Origin of the sequence: Cellulomonas sp. APG4, from assembly GCF_009996735.1 — a bacterium.
GTDB lineage: Bacteria > Actinomycetota > Actinomycetes > Actinomycetales > Cellulomonadaceae > Actinotalea.
In genome coordinates this window covers 29,059-43,613 of the sequence record NZ_JAACYI010000028.1, presented here as the reverse complement: position 1 = coordinate 43,613, position 14,555 = coordinate 29,059, and the positions used below count along the sequence as shown (strand labels likewise).

Sequence of the window (14,555 nt, the reverse complement as noted above, 5' to 3'; positions counted from 1 at the left end):
CCCCCCCCCCCCCCCCGCCGGCGGCCTCCCGCGGCGGTGTTCCCCCCCCCCCCCCGGGTCCTGCCCCCCGCCTGGGTGTTGACGGGGGGGGGTGGGCCCCCCCCCCCCCCCGCCGCCCCGCCCCCCCCCCCCCCCCCCCCCCCCCCCGCCGCACCCGCGCCCGCCGCACCTGCGGCCCCCGCGCCGGCACCGGCCGTCGCGGCCGCGGCACCCGCCGCACCGCCGAACCCGATGCCCTGGAGCACACCCAGGGCCACGGCACCGAGGACGAGAGGCGCGACGAAGGCGCGCATGCCGTGGTTGACGTCGCCCAGCTCGAGCACCAGGGCGCGGCAGGTGCCGCAGTCGTCCAGGTGCATCTCGACCATCGCGGTCTCGCGCTTGGCGAGGCCGCCGCGCACGTAGGCGCCGAGCTTCTTGTTGACGACCGTGCACGCTTCGTCGGTGGGCGCCGCGAGGTGCTGCTGGAGGTAGGCCTGCCGCAGCCCCTCACGCGCGCGGTAGGCGAGCGCGGCGACGCCGTTGGCCGTGAGGCCGAGGATCGGCGCGATCTCGGCCGGGCTGAGCTCCTCGACCTCGGTGTACCAGAGCACGGCCTGCCAGCGCTCGGGCAGGGACTTGTAGGCCTCGCTGACCACGCCGCGCTCGAAGCCCGCCATCGTGGGCGCCTCGGTCGACTCGACCTCGCCGAACGCGCGCTCGAACGTCTCCATCTCGTCGGTGGGTGCGGCGCGACGGCCCGCCTCGACGCGGGTGAGCGCCACACGACGCAACGCCGTGAAGAGGTAGGCGCGGAAGGCGACGTCGGGCCCGCCGCCCTGGGTGATCGCGGCGAAGACCTTGGAGAAGGCCTCGCTGACGGCGTCCTCGGCGTCGGCGGCGGAGTTGGAGTACTGGCGGGCGACGGCACGCGCGGCGGCGACGTGCCGCTCGAAGAGGACCCCGAACGCGCCGGTCTCGCCCGTGCGGACGGCGGTGATCAGCTCGGCGTCGCTGGACAGGTCCCAGCCGCTGCTGACGCTCGTCACCGCACCTCCTCCCGAGGGTTGCCGCCACGCGTACGGAGGGGGTTCCGCACGCTCCCCCAGGACGTATCGGCACGATGCGGCCCGATCTCGACCGGACAGAACCGACATGTGCCCAGTAGAGAATCCCATACCCCGTCAAGATCAGGTGGGCAGAACGGGTGAATCCGATCTCACCCGCCGAACCCGCGTCATGAGGCGCGCGGGCCTCGCTCTCATCCCGCGTGACTGCGACCGACCAGACCCACGCCGGCACGGCGCCCACCCTGCGCGAGCAGTGGCGCGCCGAGTCGCTCGAGTCCGTGTGGCTGCGCCCCGGTGACTGGTACCACCCCGCCGTCGACGCCGTGACCGAGGCGGTGGCGAGCGGGGCGTGCGCGAGCGCACCCGCGTACCGGCTCGGCGAGGTGCGCGGCGCCGCGGGCGTCGGCATCGCCGAGAGCCTCGACGACCTCGCCGTCCTCTACTCCCTCGTGGGCCGCGAGCCGGGCCTCGACGTGACGCGCGCACTCTGCGAGGGCTGGGCCGCCGCGATGGAGTCCGTGCCGGCGCAGGCGGCCTGCATGGACGCCGAGTCCGGGCTGCCCACGGTCGAGTACCTGGGTGTGCGGCTCGCCGAGACCTACAGCACCGTGCGCAAGCACGCGCACCACGCGTTCATGACGCACTGCCTGGTGCTCGTGGACGTCGCCGCGGAGGAGCTGCCGCCGTGGCGGCGCATGGCCCGCTCGGCCGCGATGGGCCGGGCCCTGACGGCCGCGCTCGGCAACGGCCACCCGATGGCGGCCCTCGGCGGCGGTGCCTTTGCGGTGCTCGTCGCACGCGACTGGGAGCTCGGCGAGACCGTGCGCCGCATGCGCGACCAGGTCAACGACCACGCCGCCCGCCTGCAGATCACCGAGCTCATGCGCACCCCGCCGCGCATCTGGATCGAGCCGCTGCCCGAGACGCACGACCGCGCGGTCGACCTGCTGCACCACCTGCGCCGCTGAGCGCCCCTGACCACCAGCATCCCCCCACAAGGGAACGGGGCCGGTCCGGACTCTCGTCCGGCCGGCCCCGTTCCTGTTCCCGCCCCGCCCGTCGCGTGCGTGCCCGACGGCGTCGTCAGCGGCCCGTGGGCCGCCAGACCACGAGCGCACCCGCGCCCGTCACGCGCGCCGGGCGGTGCCCGCGCGGCACCGCCACCACCTCGCCCTCGGGACCGGCGGCGAACACGCGGTGCCCGGGCTCCGCGACCGCGCGCAGCAGCTCGACCTGCTCACGCAGCCGGCGCACCTCGGCCTCGAGCGCGAGGATCCGCTTGATCCCCGAGAGGTTGATGCCCTCGTCCTGACTCAGACGCTGCACCTCGCGCAGGGTGTCGACGTCGCGCAACGAGTAGCGACGCCCGCGCCCCCGCGCGCGCCCCGGCACCACGAGCCCCAGGCGGTCGTACTGCCGCAGGGTCTGCGGGTGCATGCCCGCGAGCTCGGCCGCGACCGAGATCACGAACACCGGGGCGTCGTACGAGGGCATCAGTGCACCGCCCGCTCCCGCAGCTCGCGGCGCACGTCCGCGCCCTCGGTCGCGGTGCGGAACGCCTCGACGGCCGCGCGCGCCTCGCTGTTGAGCCGCTGGGGCACCACCACCTGCACGGTGACCAGCAGGTCGCCCGCGCCCGACGACGTGGTGACGCCGCGCCCCTTGACGCGCAGCGTCCGGCCCGACGGCGTGCCCTCGGGCACCTTGACGCGCACCGTGCCCCCGTCGAGCGTCGGCACGTCGACCTGGGCACCCAGAGCGGCCTCGTCGAAGGTGACCGGCACGGTGACGCGGAGGTTCTGCCCGTCGAGCGTGAACACCGGGTGCTGCTCGACGCGCACCTTGATGACCAGGTCACCCGCGGGAGCGCCGGCATCACCGGGCCGCCCCTTGCCGCGCAGCCGGATCTTCTGGCCGTCGCGCACCCCGGCCGGGATGCGCGCGGTGACCTTGCGCCCCTCGACCGAGAGCGTGACCGTCGAGCCCTCGACGGCCTGCCGGAAGCCGAGCGTCGTCGTCGCCTCGAGGTCCACGCCGCGCTGAGGGCCGCGCGCGGCACCGAAGCCGCCGCCACCGCCGCCGAAGAGCCCGCCGAGCAGGTCCTCGAAGCCTGCACCCCCGGCGCCACCGCCGGGTGCGCCGCCCTGCGTGTAGCGGACGCGCGGCCCGGCTCCGGCACCGCCGGGTGCACCGCCTCCGAACAGCCCTCCGAAGAGGTCCTCGAAGCCCGCGCCCCCGGCGCCTCCCGGCCCACCCGGACCCGCGGAGAACCGGGCACCGCCGCCGGCCATGGCACGCACGGCGTCGTACTGCCGCCGCTGCTCGGGGTCGGAGAGCACCGCGTAGGCCTCGCCGACCTCCTTGAACCGCGCCTCGGCGTTCGCGTCACCCGGGTTGTGGTCGGGGTGCAGCGTGCGCGCCTTCTTGCGGTACGCCTTCTTGATCGCAGCGTCGTCCGCGTTCTTCGGGACGCCGAGCGTCGCGTAGAAGTCCTTCTCGAACCAGTCCTGACCCGTCATCGCCTACCCCCTTCCCACGTGTCGTCGTGCCTCGTGCTGCGGTCGCCCACTCAGCCCTCGGGCTCGGAGACCGCGACGCGCGCGGCCCGCACGATGCGCTCGCCCACCTTGTGGCCGGGCTGGAGCACCTGCGTGACCGTGGGTTCGGTGACCTCGTCCGAGTGCTGGTGCATGAGCGCCTCGTGCAGGTTCGGGTCGAAGCCCTCGCCCTGCGCGCCGTACCGCTCCCAGCCGAACCTGCCGAGCGCGCCCTCGAGCTTCTCGGCGATCGACGCGAACGGCCCGCCCTCGAGCTCGCCGTGCTGCCGCGCGAGCTCGACGTCGTCGAGCACCGGGATGAGCGCCTCGACGACGGCGACCACGGTCTGGTCGCGCGCCACGAGGCGGTCCCGCTCGACGCGCCTGCGGTAGTTCACGTACTCGGCCTGGAGGCGCTGGAGGTCCTCGAGCCGCTCCTGGGCGAGCTTCTCGGCCCCCTCGGCGGGCACGTCACCCGCGGCCGGGGCGTCCCCGGCCGACGGCGTGCCCGCCGCGTCGCCCCCGGAGGAGGGCTGGGACTGGTCGCCCTCGCCCGCCGTCGTGCCGGGCTGCTCACGCACCTTCCCGGTCTCCGGGTCGATCTTGCGTCGGTCCGTGAACCGCGGCGCCGGCTCCTCGGCGCCGCGGTCCGATGGCGTGAAGTCGTCCGTCACTTCTTGTCGTCCTCATCCACGATCTCGGCGTCGACGACGTCCTCGTCGGAGTCCGTCGCCTCGGTCGCGTCGGGTGCCGGCTGCTCGCCGCCGCCCTGCTCGGCCTCGGCCTTGTAGATGGCCTCGCCGATCTTCTGGCTCACCGCGGCGAGCGCGCCCTGCTTGGCCTTCACGGCCTCGATGTCGTCGCCCTCGAGCGCCGTCTTGAGCTCGGCGACGGCACTCTCGACCTCGGTCTTGACGTCCTCGGGGACCTTGTCGCCGTTGTCCGCCAGCACCTTCTCGGTCTGGTAGGCGAGGGCCTCGGCCTGGTTGCGGGTCTCGGCGTCCTCGCGGCGCTTCTTGTCCTCGGCCGCGTGCTCCTCGGCCTCCTTGACCATGCGGTCGATGTCCTCCTTGGGGAGGGCCGAGCCGCCGGTGATGGTCATCGACTGCTCCTTGCCCGTGCCGCGGTCCTTGGCGGACACGTGCACGATGCCGTTCGCGTCGATGTCGAAGGTGACCTCGATCTGCGGCATGCCGCGCGGCGCCGGCGCGATGCCGGTGAGCTCGAACGTGCCGAGCGGCTTGTTGTCGCGCGCGAACTCGCGCTCACCCTGGAACACCTGGATGAGCACCGACGGCTGGTTGTCGTCGGCCGTCGAGAAGATCTCGCTGCGCTTGGTGGGGATGGCCGTGTTGCGCTCGATGAGCTTGGTCATCACGCCGCCCTTGGTCTCGATGCCGAGGCTCAGCGGGGTGACGTCGATGAGCAGCACGTCCTTGCGCTCACCCTTGATGACGCCGGCCTGGAGCGCGGCGCCGACGGCGACCACCTCGTCCGGGTTGACGCCCTTGTTGGGCTCCTTGCCGCCCGTGAGCTCCTTGACCACCTCGGTGACCGCGGGCATGCGGGTCGAGCCGCCCACGAGCACCACGTGGTCGATGTCGCTGACCGAGATGCCGGCGTCCTTGATGACCTGCTGGAACGGCTGCTTGGTGCGCTCGATCAGGTCGGCCGTCATCTGCTGGAACTGCGCGCGCGTGAGCTTGCTGTCCAGGTGGACGGGGCCGTTCTCGCTCATCGAGAGGTACTGCATCGAGATGTTGGTGCTCGTCGCGGACGAGAGCTCCTTCTTGGCCTGCTCGGCCGCCTCGCGCAGACGCTGGAGCGCGATCTTGTCCTTGGACAGGTCGACGCCCGCGGTGTTCTTGACCTCCTTGATGAGGTGGTCGACGATCCGCTGGTCCCAGTCGTCGCCGCCCAGGCGGTTGTCGCCGTGCGTGGCGCGCACCTGGATGGTCGAGAACTCGTCCTCGTCCTTGCCGACCTCGAGCAGGGAGACGTCGAAGGTGCCGCCACCCAGGTCGAAGACGAGGATCAGCTCGTCCTCCTTGCCCTTGTCGAGGCCGTAGGCGAGGGCGGCCGCGGTGGGCTCGTTGACGATGCGCAGCACGTTGAGGCCCGCGATCTGGCCGGCGTCCTTGGTCGCCTGACGCTCGGCGTCGTTGAAGTACGCCGGGACGGTGATGACGGCGTCCGTCACGGGCTCGCCGAGGTACTCCTCGGCGTCGCGCTTGAGCTTGCCGAGGATGCGCGCGGAGATCTCCTGCGCGGAGTAGGTCTTGTCGTCGATCTGCTGCTTCCAGTCGGTGCCCATGTGGCGCTTGACCGACGAGATGGTGCGGTCGACGTTCGTGACCGCCTGGCGCTTGGCGACCTCGCCGACGAGCACCTCGCCCGTCTTGGAGAACGCGACGACCGACGGCGTCGTGCGCGCGCCCTCTGCGTTGGCGATGACCGTGGGCTCCCCGCCCTCGAGGACGGAGACGACGGAGTTGGTGGTGCCGAGGTCGATCCCGACCGCTCGTGCCATGGGTGATGCCCTCTTCCTTGGATGCGATGTTGAGCCTGCTGCGCTCAAGTCTGCGTCCCACCGAGTCGCGATGCAACTCCGAGGGCCTCAACTTGAGCCCACCAGACTCAACTCCGCTCGTGGTCCGCGTGTTCCCGCATCCCGCCAGCGATGTCCCGACTCCCCCCGGAGGACGTTCGATGCGTGAGCAGCGTCGGAAAGGAGGCGCGTGGACGCACGTGGGGTGCGAGGATCGCGGCCGTGATGCTCCGTGACGCGACCAGCGGCGACCTCGACCTGCTTCACGACCTGCTCCTCGAGGCATTCAATTGGGACGGGACGGCGCGGGTGACCCGCGCGGAGATGCTCGCGGACGAGCACACCGGGCGCTACCTCGGCGGATGGCGACGCCCGGACGACTTCGGGCTCATCGCGACCGAGGACGACGGGCTACCGCTCGGCGCCGCCTGGGCGCGCGCGCTGCCCGCCGCTGCGCCGGGCTACGGCTACGTCGCAGACGACGTCCCGGAGCTCGGCATGGCGGTGGCCCGCGCTCATCACGGCCGGGGCGTGGGGTCCGCACTGCTCGCCGGCCTCCTCGCGCAGGCTCAGCGCCTCGGGTGGCGGGCCTTGAGCCTCAGCGTCGAGGACGGGAACGTCGCCGCGCGCTCGCTCTACGCCCGGCACGGTTTCGTGACCGTCGGCCGCAACGGCGGCTCCGACACCATGCTGCGCACCCTCTGACGCGGCTGAGATCCTGGCGCCCAGATCGCTCACCTCGACGACTCCGTCACCTGCACGACGGGTCGCGGGTGCGCGCGCCGCGGCGCACCATGGGCGAGCCATCCCGCACAGCGGAGGAACTCGAGCAGAGCGGAGCCGCCCCGTGAACGCACCCCTCATCGGAGTGACCGGAGCCACTGGCAACGTCGGCGGCCTCGTCGCCGCGCACCTGGACGACGCCGGTCGCACCCAACGCCTGCTGGTGCGCGATCCGTCGAGCCCCCGTCTGCCCCAGCTCGCCTCGGTCGCCGACGTCCGACGCGTCAGCTACGGCGACCACGCCCTCTCGCGGGAGGCGCTGCGCGGGGTCGAGGTGCTGTTCATGGTCTCCGGTCACGAGAGCGCGAACCGCGCGGCCGAGCACGCCACGTTCATCGACGCCGCCGCCGAGGCCGGCGTGCGGCACGTCGTCTACACCTCGTTCGCCGCGGCAGCCCCGGACGCGACGTTCACCCTGGCCCGCGACCACCACGCCACCGAGGAGCACCTCAAGGCGTCCGGGATGCGGTGGACCTTCCTGCGGGACACGTTCTACCTGGACGTCATGGAGGACTTCGTCGGCGACGACGGCGTGATCCGCGGGCCGGCCGGCGACGGGCGGTGCGCCCTCGTGGCCCGCGCGGACGTCGCCAGGGTCGCGGCCGCCGTGCTCCAGGCGCCCGACGAGCACGCGGGGCGCACGTACGACCTCACCGGTCCCGAGTCGCTCTCGATGCACGACGTCGCCCGGATCATCAGCGAGGTGCGGGGCCGCACGGTGACCTTCTACGACGAGACAGTCGACGAGGCCTACGCGTCGCGCGCCCCCTACGGCGCACCGCCGTGGCAGGTCGAGGCCTGGGTGAGCACCTACACCGCCATCGCGAGCGACGTCATGGCCGAGCCCACCGACGCCGTCGAGCGCCTCACCGGCACCGCCCCAACCTCACTGCGAGAGCACCTGCGCCGGCAGGCCTGACCGCCGTCGCGAAGGGCCCCGACGGCGGCCACCGGCACCACCGGACCCGTCTCAGGCCGGGCGTCGCCGTCCGACGAGGATCGCCGCACCCGCGGTCAGCGAGAGCAGCGAGAGGGCCAGCAGCCCACCCACGTCGGACCCGGTGGCCGCGAGGCCCTGACGGCTCGAGCCCGAGCCAGTGGTCTCCGCCACGCCGCCGCCGTTGGTCGCCGTCGAGCCCGCGCCACCGCCTGCGGTCGGGCTCGAGGCCTGCGGCAGCACGCGGATGGGCACGCTGACGACCACGCCCGAGGCCGCCTTGACGACGACCGTGTGCTGGCCGGCCGGGGTGTCCGCGGGGATGCGCACGGCGAGGCGCAGGCCGCCCGCGGCGTCGGCCGTCGTTGTCGCGAGGAGCCGCGGCGTCGAGTGCAGCCAGACCTCGACGGTCTCGTTCGGCTGCAGCCCCGTCGCGCGGATGTCCACGCCGCCGCCGGCGGGTGCGCTCCGGACCGAGAGGTCCACGACCACCTCCTCGACGACGACGGTCCAGGGCACGAGGAGGCCCCCGCCCGAACCGTTCGTGAGCGTGAGGGTCACGGCGTGGGTGCCCGCGACCGTCGTCGTGCCCACGAGCCGCAGCTCGCCCGCGACGAGCGTGACGTCCAGACCTGTGGGCAGGCCATCCGTCGTGACGGTGGGGCGTGGGTACCCGCTCACGGCCGTGAGGGCGACGTCGACGGCGTCCCCGGCGCGCACCGTGGTGGTGCCGCCCCGCTCGACGACGGCGGGGGCCGCCGTCACCGTGAACGCGATCTCGACGGTGTCGCTGCCCGCGGCACTCGTCGCGGTCACCTCGACCACCTCCTCGGCGCCCACGTGCGCGGACGTGGGAGCGCCGGTGAACGTGGCCGCCGCCGCGTCGAACGTGAGCCACGAGGGCAGGGCCGACGTCGTCAGCGTCGGTGCCGGGTAACCCGCCACCGCGAGCGCGAGGGACGACGTCGCGCCGGCCGGGAAGGAGGCCGTGCGGTCGTCGCCCAGGTCTGGGGCCTGGTGGACGTCGAGCGTGAGGGTCGTGGTGCTCGGCGCACCGACACCGTTGGTCGCGGTGAGGGTGACCGTGTGCCGGCCGGCCTCGGTGGGCACACCGACGACGCGCGTGCCGCTGCCGTCGGTCACGACCGAGAGGCCGTCGGGCAGTCCCGTCGCGGTGACCGTGGGGGCCGGGTAGCCCGTGGCGCCGACGGCGATCGGCGTGATCGCCTGGTCGGCCACGACCACGGCCGCGGCGGGCGCGGTGACACCCGCCGGGTCCTCCACGACGACGCGCCAGGTCGCGGTCTGCGTCCCGTGCGGGTTCTCGAGCTCGACGTCGACGTCGAACGTGCCGGTCTGCATCGGGGTGCCGACCAGGCGCACCGACGCACCGCTCTGGCTCAGCGTCAGGCCCGTCGGCAGGCCGGCGGCCGAGGCCGTCGGCACCGGGTACCCGGCGCCCACGAAGGCCGCCACGTCCACGGGCGAGCCGAGGCGCGTCGTCGTGCGCGTGGGGGGCGTGACGAACGTCGGCGCCGCGGTGACGTGGACGGTCACGGTCACGTCGGACCCGGCGACCGGAGTGCCGCCGCGGGTGAGTGACAGGCGCACCTCGGAGGCCCCGGGGGCCACCGGCGTGCCGGTGATGGTGCCCGCCGCACCGTCGACGACGAGCCCGTCGGGCAGGCCATCCGCGACCAGCAGGGGCCGCGGATAGCCGCCGACCGTCACGGGGAGCGTCGTCGCGACGCCCTGCGGGACGGTGACCGTCGCGGGCGCGCTCAGCGTGGGCGGGGCGTGGATCTCGATGGGGAACGGCGCGGAGTCCGACCCGTGGGCGTTGGTCGCGGTGATCGTGGCGACGACGTCACCGCCCTCCGTGGGCGTGCCCGCGATCGTGACGACGCCACCCGTGGTGGTCGCCGTGAGACCGGCGGGGAGCCCGCTGACCGTGACGTCGGGCGTCGGGTGGCCGCGGTACGTGGCGATCGTGAGCCCGGCGACGGGGGTGCCGACGGGCCCGACGAGGCCCGCGAGCTCCCGGACGACCGTCGGGGGTGCGGTGACCTCGACGGTCACGTCGGCGACGGCGGAGCCGGCCGGGTTGGTGGCGGTGACCGCGTACGGACCGAACACGCCCGCCACGTCGGTGCCCGGCGATGCCACGAACCTGCCACTGGTGTCGTCGAACGTGAGCCACGACGGCAGGGCGGAGCCGAGGCTCAGCGTCGGGACCGGGTCGCCGGCCCACGCGAGGGTGAGCTCGTCCGTCGAACCCGCCGCGAGCGTGAGCCGCGGCGCGGCGTCGACGAACGACGGACCGACGAGCGCACGGACGGTCAGCGTGCGCACCACCGGGGCGCCCACGCCGTTGTCCGCGGTGATCTCGAGCACGGCGGTGCCGGACGCGAACGGCGTGCCGACCACGGACACCACCCCGGGCGTCGTCAGGTCGAGCGAGACGCCCGCGGGCAGGTCCGCCGCGCCCTGCACCGACACCTCGGGGGTCGGGAAGCCTGTCGCGACCACCTGGGCGCCGGTGAACGGGGTGCCCAGCGTCGTCGACACGGTCGCGGGACCCGCGAGCTCGGGGGCCGCCTGGACGGTCCAGCTCCAGTCCGTGGTGGCCGTCGCGAACGCGTTGGTCGCGGTGATCGTCGCGGTCCCACTGGTCTGGGCCGCGCTCGTCGGCCGCGACGGGGTCCCGGTGATCGACGCGGTGGACGCGGAGAACGCGAGCGCGAGGCCGTCGGGCAGGCCGGTGGCCGTGACGTCGTCGGGCGCGCCGGACACGGCGACGGGAAGAGCGGTCGCCTCGCCGGCGGTCACGAGGGTCGCCGCGGGGGTCGTGACGGTGGGCCGCGGGCCGACGGTCATCGCGAAGCTCGTCGAGCCCGAGCCCCAGGCGTTCGTCACGTCGACGGTGACGGCATGGGCGCCCGACGACGTCGGCGTACCGGCGATCACGCCGTCCGCGTAGGTCACGCCGTCGGGCAGGCCCGTGACGTCCACCGAGGGCGCCGGGTACCCCGCCACCGTGAGGGGCAGCGAGAGCGACTCACCCAGGACCACGTGCTGGTCGGCGACGGCGTCGACGGAGGCCGTCGCCCCGACCACCACCTGCCGGCTGAACGGTGCGGACCGGTAGTCGTTGCCCACCGTCGTCGCGACCGTGAAAGTACCCGTGGACGTCGGCGCGCCGACGAGCCGCACGTCGGAGCCGTGGACCTCGAGCGCCGTGCCCGGCGGGAGCCCCGTGGTCGGGCCGAGGATCCGCGAGCCGGGGGTCGAGGTGGCCGTTCCCAGCGTCACCAAGCCCGCCTCGCCGAGCGTCGCGTTCGCGCTCGAGTAGCCGACCGTGACGGGTGAGGGCACGACGACGGGGATGGTCGCGTCGGCGGTGAGGGAACCAGCGACGTTCGCGTGCAGGCTCAGGGAGGTCTCCGCGTAGGCGGTGCCCGGGTTCCCGCTGAGGGTGACGGTCGTGGCCGAGCTGGACTTGCTCGTCGAGACGGTCATCCAGGACGGCGTCGCGGAGGTCACGGAGACGTCCGGCGCGGGGTTGCCGGTGACGGTCACGGTCCGCGTGGTGCTCGTCGACGGCGGGAACACGAGCGGGGCGGTCGAGGTGAAGGCGGGCGCCTGGTAGACGGGCTCACCGTTGCTGGCGCGGAGCTCCTCGAGGGTCACCGCGACGTTCTGGTTCGAGGTGGTCGCGGCGACGAGCAGCGCGACGCTCTTCACCTGGGTGCGGTCGAACCCGCTCTGGAAGCTCAGCACCGCGACGTCGCCCTCGTACGCGGGGGTGTAGCGGACCGTCAGCCAGTCGGACGCGGCGCCACCGTTGCGGGACAGCCCGCCCACGGTCGCGACCCGCCCGTTCACGTCCGTGAGCCGCAGCCCGAACGTCACCGCGGGGGTCTGGTTCGGCAGCACGTCGCGGTACCGCATCTCGATGCGGTCGGCACCGCCGGCCGCGATGTCCACCGTCCCGCTGGCCGTCCACAGGACCTGCGCCTGGGCATAGGGGCAGCCCACTGAGTCGGGCACGCGCACCTCGAGCCGGAGCGTGCCGGCACCCGGGGTCTGGGTGGTGTTGCCCGTCACGTCGCAGCTGTACCCCTGCTGCACGACGAGCGTCCGGGTGCCCATCGAGGTTCCGCTGAAGTCGTCGATGACGACCCCCACGCCGGCCGCGGTGGCGGGCGCCACGAGCCCCGCCGCGAGCATGGTGAGCGCCAGGGCGGCGGTGGTGAACGCGGCGGTGGCGCGGCGGAGTCGTGCGGACGGGCGCATGCTGTCCTCGAGGTGGGGGGAGGGACGGGCGGGGGCCCGGCGGAGAGGGTTCGCATGAGACTAAAGACCCACGGCGGCGTTGTGTGGCGCGCGCGCGAGGTCAGCCGGAACATCCCGTTTCGTACCGGTCCGAACGGGTGACGGAAGCGACAAGTCGTCCGGTATGTGGTCACTCGCGGGCTCTCCAGCGGAACCCTTGTCGGCGAGCTCACGGCGGTGCGACGCTGGGCTCCCGCGCGGCCGGAGGCGCACATGGGCAAGCTCATCTACGCGGCGAACACCTCGCTCGACGGCTACCTCGAGGACGAGGCCGGCGCGTTCGACTGGTCGGTGCCCGACGACGACGTGCACGCGTTCTGGAACGAGCACGAGCGCGGTGTCGGCACCTCGCTCTACGGCCGCCGCATGTACGAGACGATGCGCGTCTGGGAGGACGACGACTGGCTCACGGACGAGCCCGCCGTCGTGCAGGAGTACGCCCAGATCTGGCGCGAGGCGGACAAGGTCGTCTACTCCACGACGCTCGACACGGTCTCGACGGCGCGGACGACTCTTGAGCGCCGCTTCGACCCCGAGGCGGTGCGGCGACTGAAGGAGGAGTCCGCCGCAGACCTGAGCGTGGGCGGCGCGACCCTGGGGGTCGAGGCGTTCCGGCACGGGCTCGTCGACGAGTGCGTGCTGCTGCTGCACCCCGTGGTGCTCGGCGGCGGCAAGCCTGTCCTCCCCCGTGGGTTGCGCCTCGCCCTCGAGCTCCTGGACCACCGCCGCTTCGCCAACGGCGCGGTGCACGTGCGCCACGCGGTGCGCGGGAGGGCCTGACCCTCGGCGAGCGACCCGGCGGCTCGCCGCATGGCACGATCACGCCATGATCGTGGTCACGACGAACGACATCCCCGGTTACCGCATCGAGGCGGTGATGGGCGAGGTCATGGGCCTGACCGTGCGAAGCGCGAACCTGGGCGCCAACTTCACCGCGGGCTTCCGGGCCATGGGCGGTGGCGAGATCACCGAGTACACCCAGGTCGTCTACCAGAGCCGTCAGCAGGTCATGCAGCGCATGGTCGAGGAGGCGCAGCGGCGCGGGGCGAACGCGATCGTCGCGATGCGGTTCGACAACGGCTCCATCGGCCAGGCCTTCACCGAGGTCTGCGCCTACGGCACCGCCGTCGTCGCCCACCCCGTCCCGGCCGGGCAGCCGGGCGCGACCGAGCAGTCGATGCACCTCACCCGCACCGCCCAGCAACCGCCCCAGCCCTGACCCCCGCTCCCGAGGTCGCCGGGTGCGGCCGACGACCTCGGGCGGGGGCGGCGACCTCGGCGCGCGCTGGGATGGGGCCGGTCAGAGGCGCTCGACGGCGTCGGCCTGCGGGCCGCGGTCGCTCTGGCGCACCTTGAAGCGCACCCGGTCGCCCTCCTGCAGCGGCTCACCGCCGCGGACCACCGACACGTGGACGAACAGGTCGGCGCCGCCGGCGTCGGGCGCGATGAAGCCGAAGCCGCGGTCGGCGTCGTAGCGCGTGACGACGCCCTCGCCGGCACGGGCACCGCCGCGGGCCGAGGCCTTGGGCGCGCCGGCGCGGTCACGGGAGGTGGGCGAGCCCGCGCGGTCCCGGCCGGCGGGGGCGCCCGTGCGCCCGGTGCCGCCCACCACGTGGACGTCGCGTGCCTGCGGGCCGCGATCGCTCGCCACCGTCTCGAAGCTGACCCGGTCGCCCTCCGAGAGCTCAGTCAGGCTGCCGAGGGCGCGGTAGTGGACGAACACGTCGTCCCCACCGGCGTCGGGCGTGAGGAACCCGAAGCCCTTGTCCGTGTCGTACCAGGAGACGGTGCCGTCCGCGCCGTCGGAGGCGGCGGGCCGTGCCGCCTCGGCACCCAGCGGCAGCAGGTGGTCGGCCTGCGGACCCTTCTCGCCCTCGACGACGAGGAACGCGACGCGCTGGCCCTCGGTGATCACGCCGCCACCCACGATGGCCGAGCTGTGCACGAAGATCTCCGCCCCGCCGCCGTCGGGCGTGAGGAAGCCGTACCCCTTGGCGGGCTCGTACCAGGTCACCGTCCCGAGCACCCCGAGGGTCGCGTCCGCGGCCTGGCCGCCCGTGACCCGCACCCGGCGGGCCTGCGGACCGCGGTCGCCCTCGCCCATCTCGAACTCGACGGTCTGGCCCTCGCGCAGCACCCGCGCCGCGTCGCCGCCGACGATCTCGGAGGCGTGCACGAACAGGTCCTCCTCGCCCTCCCCGAGGTCGAGGAAGCCGAAACCGCGGTCGGCGTCGAACCAGCGGACAACTGCGTGGGGCACGGTGAGCTCCTCGTGGATACAGATGGGATGCGCTCCAGTGTCCCAGCCTCCGCCCAAGGTCCGTCCCGCGCACGGCGGCGACGGCCGTCGTACGGTAGACGTACTC

12 protein-coding genes are annotated in these 14,555 nt (G+C 73.8%); 5 read left to right on the top strand and 7 right to left on the bottom strand.

Annotation, left to right across the window (positions count from 1 at the left end; genetic code table 11):
• The coding region (locus GXB85_RS16160) for a sigma-70 family RNA polymerase sigma factor (RefSeq protein WP_161918692.1) at positions 1-1,028 on the bottom strand (1,028 nt) is incomplete at its 3' end.
• Positions 1,029-1,249: 221 nt separating this feature from the next.
• Between GXB85_RS16160 and GXB85_RS16155 the strand changes: the two genes are divergently transcribed.
• A complete protein-coding gene (locus tag GXB85_RS16155) occupies positions 1,250-2,017 on the top strand; it encodes a hypothetical protein (RefSeq protein ID WP_161918691.1) in 768 nt (255 codons plus the stop codon).
• A gap of 115 nt (positions 2,018-2,132) precedes the next feature.
• Here GXB85_RS16155 and GXB85_RS16150 read toward each other — a convergent pair whose 3' ends face one another.
• From GXB85_RS16150 to dnaK, 4 genes are read right to left on the bottom strand one after another with little or no spacing between them, the layout of a single operon-like run.
• Positions 2,133-2,543, bottom strand: a complete 411-nt coding sequence (locus GXB85_RS16150; RefSeq protein ID WP_161918690.1) for a heat shock protein transcriptional repressor HspR — start codon at positions 2,541-2,543, stop codon at positions 2,133-2,135.
• Positions 2,543-3,568: a DnaJ C-terminal domain-containing protein gene (locus tag GXB85_RS16145; protein WP_161918689.1), complete on the bottom strand. Its 1,026-nt coding sequence runs from the start codon at positions 3,566-3,568 to the stop codon at positions 2,543-2,545. Before GXB85_RS16145 ends, GXB85_RS16150 begins: the two co-directional genes overlap by 1 nt.
• Positions 3,569-3,618: 50 nt before the next feature.
• Complete coding sequence (gene grpE / locus GXB85_RS16140) at positions 3,619-4,260, bottom strand: nucleotide exchange factor GrpE (RefSeq protein ID WP_161918688.1); 642 nt, start codon at positions 4,258-4,260, stop codon at positions 3,619-3,621.
• A complete protein-coding gene (gene dnaK / locus GXB85_RS16135; RefSeq protein ID WP_161918687.1) occupies positions 4,257-6,116 on the bottom strand; it encodes a molecular chaperone DnaK in 1,860 nt (619 codons plus the stop codon). Before dnaK ends, grpE begins: the two co-directional genes overlap by 4 nt.
• 183 nt (positions 6,117-6,299) lie before the next feature.
• Here dnaK and GXB85_RS16130 point away from each other — a divergent pair, with 183 nt between their 5' ends.
• Positions 6,300-6,839, top strand: coding sequence for an N-acetyltransferase family protein (locus tag GXB85_RS16130; RefSeq protein WP_370524298.1), 540 nt, complete (start codon positions 6,300-6,302; stop codon positions 6,837-6,839).
• Between the two features lie 142 nt (positions 6,840-6,981).
• A complete protein-coding gene (locus GXB85_RS16125) occupies positions 6,982-7,836 on the top strand; it encodes an SDR family oxidoreductase (RefSeq protein ID WP_161918686.1) in 855 nt (284 codons plus the stop codon).
• Between the two features lie 51 nt (positions 7,837-7,887).
• Here GXB85_RS16125 and GXB85_RS16120 read toward each other — a convergent pair whose 3' ends face one another.
• Positions 7,888-12,150: an S-layer family protein gene (locus tag GXB85_RS16120; RefSeq protein WP_161918685.1), complete on the bottom strand. Its 4,263-nt coding sequence runs from the start codon at positions 12,148-12,150 to the stop codon at positions 7,888-7,890.
• A 252-nt stretch (positions 12,151-12,402) separates the two neighbouring features.
• On the opposite strand from GXB85_RS16120, the gene GXB85_RS16115 reads away from it, so the two are divergent.
• Both GXB85_RS16115 and GXB85_RS16110 read left to right on the top strand, forming a co-directional pair.
• Entirely contained in the window at positions 12,403-12,969 is a 567-nt protein-coding gene (locus GXB85_RS16115) for a dihydrofolate reductase family protein (protein WP_161918684.1), read from the top strand.
• A gap of 46 nt (positions 12,970-13,015) precedes the next feature.
• A complete protein-coding gene (locus GXB85_RS16110; protein WP_161918683.1) occupies positions 13,016-13,408 on the top strand; it encodes a YbjQ family protein in 393 nt (130 codons plus the stop codon).
• 81 nt (positions 13,409-13,489) lie between these two features.
• On the opposite strand, the gene GXB85_RS16105 is transcribed toward GXB85_RS16110, so the two are convergent.
• Complete coding sequence (locus tag GXB85_RS16105) at positions 13,490-14,449, bottom strand: cold shock domain-containing protein (protein WP_161918682.1); 960 nt, start codon at positions 14,447-14,449, stop codon at positions 13,490-13,492.
• Positions 14,450-14,555: the final 106 nt, after the last annotated feature.